Genomic DNA, 4,670 nt, shown 5'->3' on the forward strand with positions numbered 1-4,670 from the left:
CCGCGGCTTCTAGTTTTTCTCTCACCCCCCCCCCCTCCCCCCCCCTGGCCGCGGGGCGGCCCCCCGCCCGGGGGCGGGGGGGGGGGCCCCCACCCCCCGAGCCCGGCTTCGTCGGCCCGGTCATCGCGCCGGAGCGAGATGTCAGTGACCAGTCCTGATTCCTCATCGGTGGCCATCTGACGGGGAGCTACCTGACCGCGAATGTCGCAACAAGCGATATTCGCGGGGCGTGCTGAGGGGGATGATGGCGGCTATGGCGCTGTCGACGCGGTTCACGGAGTTGTTCGGTGTGCAGCACCCGATCGCGCTGGCGCCGATGGGCGGATCGGCCGGCGGTGCGCTGGCGGCGGCCGTCTCTCGCGGCGGCGGGTTCGGAATGCTCGGCGCCGCGAACGGGGACCCGGAGTGGCTGGCCCGCGAGCTGCCGCTCGTCGCGGAAGCCGCCGGGCGGCCGTGGGGCATCGGTTTCCTCACCTGGCAGATCGACATCGGCGCGGTCGAGCGGGCGCTGGAGCACCAGCCCAGGGCAGTGATGTTGTCCTTCGGGGATCCGAGCCCTTTCGCTGAGCGCATCCGCGCGTCCGGCACGTTGCTGATCATTCAGGTGACCGATCTGGAGGAGGCCAACCAGGCGGTCGGCCTGGGCGCCGATGTCATCGTGGCGCAGGGCACCGAAAGCGGTGGGCATGGGGCCCGAAAGGGGCGTTCCACCTTGCCGTTCGTGCCGGTCGTGGTGGATCTGGCGGCACCGGTGCCGGTACTGGCGGCCGGCGGGATCGCCGACGGCCGCGGTCTCGCGGCGGCCCTGGCGCTTGGCGCCGCGGGGGCGCTCGTCGGTACCCGCTTCCAAGCCACGGCTGAGGCTCTGGTAGATCCCTCGACCGCCGAGGCGATCGTCGAGGGACGTGGCGAAGACACCGAGCGCAACAGGGTGCTCGACATTGCCCGAGGCTCCAAGTGGCCGTCGAAGTACACCGCTCGCACCCTTGGCAATCGCTACCTCGACCAGTGGCGGGGCAGGGAAGCCGAACTCGCAGCGGACCCCAGGGCCAGACAGGACTACCAGCATGATGTGGCGCAGGGGAACATTCCCTCGCTGCCGATGTGGGCCGGCGAGGCCATTGATCTGATCACCGAACTGCCATCCGCAGCCGACCTTGTAGCCACCCTGGCCGTGCAGGCTGAAGACGCACTCGACCGTGCCGGAAGACGCTGAGCGGACGCGGCGGTCGGCAGCGCCTCGACGGACGGGCCCGCCTTCCACGGCCGCCCCGGCCGCGGTCCTCCGGCACGATCACCTCCAGCTCCTCATGGTCATGGGCTCGCGTGGAGATGGTTGCGTTCGCCGTTGTGGTCGAGGATGCACAGGACCTCGGCGGGCCCACGGTCGGCGCGCAGGGTGTGGGGGGTCATGGTGGAGAAGGAGGCGGCTTGACCCGCCTCAACGCGAATGACGCGTTCGCCGAGGTAGAGGACGACCGTGCCGGACAGCACGGTGAACCAGTCCCGGCCCGGGTGGACTCCGAGGTCGTCCGGCGCGACGGCGCCCGCCGGGTCGGTGATGCGCATCTTGGCGACGGTCAGGCCCTGGGGGCCGTTGTCGCCGCTGAGAAGCCAGGTGGTCAGGCCCCGTTCCTCGTCGCGGTCGGGACGGATGACGACGTCGGAATCGTCGGGGGACTCGACGAGCTGGTCGACGGACTTGCCCAGGGCGCTCGCGATGGCGGTGAGCTGGTCAAGGCTGATGCGGCGGTGCCCGGTCTCGATCCGGCTGAGCTGGGACGGGCTGATGTCGGCGCGTTCGGCGAGGTTATCCAGTGACCAGCCGCGTGCCTTGCGCAGGGACCGGATCCGCATTCTGACGATGGTGTCGAGAGTCGATTCTTGCTTCACCGGCAAGAGCATATGACCTGATGGCACTGATCGTCATACCGTCGAGGCATGACTACGAACCACGTCAATCACGGTCATATCGGGCACGAGCGTGCGAGTGGCTCCGACGTCGCGATGGCGGAGATGCTGGAGTTGGACGCCGAGGTCCTCAAGCCGTACCTCACGGAGCTGACCGGCTGGATCGCGCATCTCGCCGACTCCGTCCCGGCGCGGATCATGGACATGGGCAGTGGCCCCGGCACCGGCAGCCTCGCGCTCGCCGAGCGGTTCCCCGCCGCGTCGGTGACGGCGGTGGACATCTCGCCCCAGATGCTGCACCGGTTGCGGAAGCAGGCATCCGCGCACGGCGTCGCAGCACGCATCCGCACGCTGGAGGCGAACCTGGACGAGCCATGGCCCCTGCCCGGCAAGGGGGAGCCGTACGACCTGATGTGGGCCGCCGCCTTCCTTCACCACCTGAGCGATCCGGCTCGGACGCTGGCTCAGGCGTACGGGCAGCTGCGGCCGGGCGGTCTGCTGGCGGTCAGTGAGATGGACTTCTTCCCGCGCTTCCTGCCCGAGAACGCCGGCGTCGGCCGCCCCGGACTGGAGGCGAGGCTGCACGCCGTGACGAACACCGAGCCGCCGCACGAATGGGACCGGACGCTCATGGACGCCGGCTTCACCGTGGACGAGCGCCGCCCCTTCGAGATCCGCCTCACCGCCTCCCAGGCCGGTCCGGCGTTGGGCCGTTACGCGCAGGTCTGTCTGACCAAGCTGCGCTCCCATGTCGACGACGCGCTGGAAGCGGATGACCTGGCCGCCCTCGACACCCTCTTGGACGAGACCCATCCGCTCGGCATCGTGCGCCGCGGTGACCTGAGCGTCCGCACAACGCGCACCACCTGGATCGCCCACCGCCCCTAGGCCGGCCGGCCTCCGCCGCCGCCCGTTCTCCTCACCTTTCTTCCCTGCCTCGCCGCTCCTGCCGAAAAAGTCGATGTCGTTGGCGCCGTTCCAGCCCTCGACGGCGTTCAGGCCCTCCTGGATCCCGCGCTGGAGGTCGCGGTCGCGCAGGTAGCGGGCGACGAAGATGGTCTTCTGGGCTCGCCCGACTTCGAGCATGGCCTGGTGGACAGGGTGGGAGGCGGTGCGGGGGAAGCGCCGCGGATCGCCTCGTGGAGGCGGTGCCGACCCGGATCGCGGTGGGTACAGCTCGGCCTTGTTGATCTGCTTGATGCGCGGCGGCAGGTCGTAGCCCAGGAGCCTGGTCAGGCCCGCAAACGCGATATCGGCCGTCGCTCGGCGGATCGGCGAACGGCACGTCCCATGAATATGGGAACCCGGTGCAGGTGGCGCAGGAGCGAGCCGTCGGCCCGATTGCCCACCTCGCGCAGGAAGCTGGTGAGCGCGCTGGCGACCGCCTCCGCCTGCGCGGAGAGGCTCCCGTGGAGGGCGACTCGGGCGGAAACCCTCAGCTCTTCGACTCCATCAGCTTCCGGAGTCGGGCCAGGTCGTCGGCGACCATGCTGGCGTCGCGCTCGAAATCTGCGTCGCTCATCTGCGGCTGCCGGCGAAGGGTGAAGACCACTTCGCTCCCCGTCGCGTTGTAGATCACCCGGACAGGGTTGTAGACGGTCATCCCGGACGGCAGCGTGACGTGGTGGTCGAGCACGCCGAAATCGTTCAGGGGCGCGAAGGAGACCACGACACGCCCCATGGGGGAAGACGCCGCGACCCACTGATCGCCGATCTTCTCGATGGCGCCGCCCAGGCCCTGGGCCCACGCGGGCAGGTGGGCCGGGTCCGAGGCGTAGGCATAGACCTCCTCGACCGGACGGTCGATGCGGATGCTGATGTGGCGGGATTCCAAGCCGGTGCTGTTCATGAACGCGACCGTACCGGGCCACCGTCGCGCGCTCTTGAACGAATCGGACCAGGCCCGCTCTCCTGTGACGCAGCGGCCCGAGAGAGGCTCGGCGTCCTCTCCCATGACCAGCCGGACATGACCAACCGGACACGATCGCTGGCACACCGACGACGTGCCAGCAGAGTGCGGTGCGGCACGTCCGGGACGACGTGTCACTGGCCGACGCGCTGTCAGAAGTCGTACGGCTTCTCGGTGTTCCAGTTCAGCACGTCGGCCTCGTTCCAGCTGAACTGCGGCTTCTCGCCCTTGGTGTCGACGGAGTAGAAGGGGCCGTCGTCACCGTCCGCGCCGCGCAGGGCGATGGCGAACGACTGCGCCGTCTGGTTGTCCGGACCGTAGTCGAAGAGGTTCACCGCGCTGTATGCCGTGCCGCCAGGCTGAAGCGTGATGCGCTTGTCGCCGCCCGGGTTGTCCTTCTTCGAGTGCGGCAGTACGGCGTCGTCGTCGCCGAGCTTCACGGCCGGGTACGAGGTGACCCAGCATGGCTTGGTGCCCTCGTTCGAGGCGGTGATCAGCAGGTGGTCGCCCTGCTGCCCGGCGAGCCGGTGCACCGCGGTGACCAGCATCTCGTCGCCGCGGCACTGCCGGGCGCCGACGGTTGTGGCCTTGTTCGCGACCTCGTCCGTCCCGCCCGGGGCGGTCTTCGAGCGCGTGCCCGCCTTGGTGTCATCGCCGCTGTTGGCCCGCTCGGCGCCGCCCTTGCCGTCCCCGTTGGACGCGGACGGGCTCTGCGCGGTACCGGCGGCGTCGTGGCCCCCCCCCCCCCCCCGCCCCCCCCGCGGGCCCCCCCCCCCCCGCGGCTCGCCCCCCCCACCCCCGCGGGGGGGGGGCACCGGGCGGGGGGCCGAACACGGGGGGGAGAGATCTA

At 70.2% G+C, this 4,670-nt stretch carries 5 protein-coding genes and 1 pseudogene; 2 read left to right on the forward strand and 4 right to left on the reverse strand.

All coding sequences use genetic code 11. The annotated features are described in order from the left end of the window. Positions 1 to 253 precede the first annotated feature (253 nt). Positions 254 to 1,216: an NAD(P)H-dependent flavin oxidoreductase gene (locus tag ACFXB5_RS28055; RefSeq protein WP_385212652.1), complete on the forward strand. Its 963-nt coding sequence runs from the start codon at positions 254 to 256 to the stop codon at positions 1,214 to 1,216. Between the two features lie 98 nt (positions 1,217 to 1,314). Here the strand turns inward: ACFXB5_RS28055 and ACFXB5_RS28060 are convergent, their stop codons facing one another. After that, a complete protein-coding gene (locus tag ACFXB5_RS28060; protein WP_385212713.1) occupies positions 1,315 to 1,857 on the reverse strand; it encodes a helix-turn-helix domain-containing protein in 543 nt (180 codons plus the stop codon). 84 nt (positions 1,858 to 1,941) lie between these two features. Here ACFXB5_RS28060 and ACFXB5_RS28065 point away from each other — a divergent pair, with 84 nt between their 5' ends. Beyond that, positions 1,942 to 2,799 carry a class I SAM-dependent methyltransferase gene (locus ACFXB5_RS28065; protein WP_385212654.1) on the forward strand — a complete coding sequence of 286 codons (858 nt, stop codon included), beginning with the start codon at positions 1,942 to 1,944 and terminating at the stop codon, positions 2,797 to 2,799. Between the two features lie 39 nt (positions 2,800 to 2,838). On the opposite strand, the pseudogene ACFXB5_RS28070 reads toward ACFXB5_RS28065, so the two are convergent. From ACFXB5_RS28070 to ACFXB5_RS28080, 3 genes and pseudogenes are all read right to left on the reverse strand, one after another. Then, positions 2,839 to 3,207, reverse strand: a pseudogene (locus tag ACFXB5_RS28070) (Tn3 family transposase); the annotation flags it as partial. 139 nt (positions 3,208 to 3,346) lie between these two features. Further along, the gene (locus ACFXB5_RS28075) at positions 3,347 to 3,760 is read right to left on the reverse strand and encodes an SRPBCC family protein (protein ID WP_385212656.1); all 414 of its coding nucleotides are present in this window, start codon (positions 3,758 to 3,760) and stop codon (positions 3,347 to 3,349) included. Between the two features lie 212 nt (positions 3,761 to 3,972). Beyond that, positions 3,973 to 4,635, reverse strand: coding sequence for a DUF4232 domain-containing protein (locus ACFXB5_RS28080; RefSeq protein WP_385212715.1), 663 nt, complete (start codon positions 4,633 to 4,635; stop codon positions 3,973 to 3,975). Positions 4,636 to 4,670: the final 35 nt, after the last annotated feature.

Origin of the sequence: Streptomyces sp. NPDC059455 (genome assembly GCF_042750115.1) — a bacterium.
In the GTDB taxonomy this organism is placed as follows: domain Bacteria; phylum Actinomycetota; class Actinomycetes; order Streptomycetales; family Streptomycetaceae; genus Streptomyces; species Streptomyces endocoffeicus.